General features: G+C 66.8%; 1 pseudogene. It reads right to left on the minus strand.

The window, feature by feature from the left end:
- Positions 1-220, minus strand: a pseudogene (locus FVA95_RS31465) (hypothetical protein); the annotation flags it as partial.

The following is a 220-nucleotide window of genomic DNA, read 5'->3' on the forward strand; positions in this document are numbered from 1 at the left end:
GGACGAGTCCGGCGTAGGAGGCCAGCCGTCCCGAGCTGGCGAAGCCACCCAGCTCGGAGCCGACATCAGCGCCGATATCAGCGCCGATACTGCTGCTGACACCGCCGTTGGTGGCGGTGAGGAATTCCGCGCCCAGAATAGGGCCGAGTCCGGGCAGCGATTCGATGATCGCCGCGTCCGGGTGGGTGCGGAACACGGTGGTGATGAGCTTGTCGGTGTC

Origin of the sequence: Pseudonocardia sp. EV170527-09 (genome assembly GCF_008369905.1) — a bacterium.
GTDB lineage: Bacteria > Actinomycetota > Actinomycetes > Mycobacteriales > Pseudonocardiaceae > Pseudonocardia.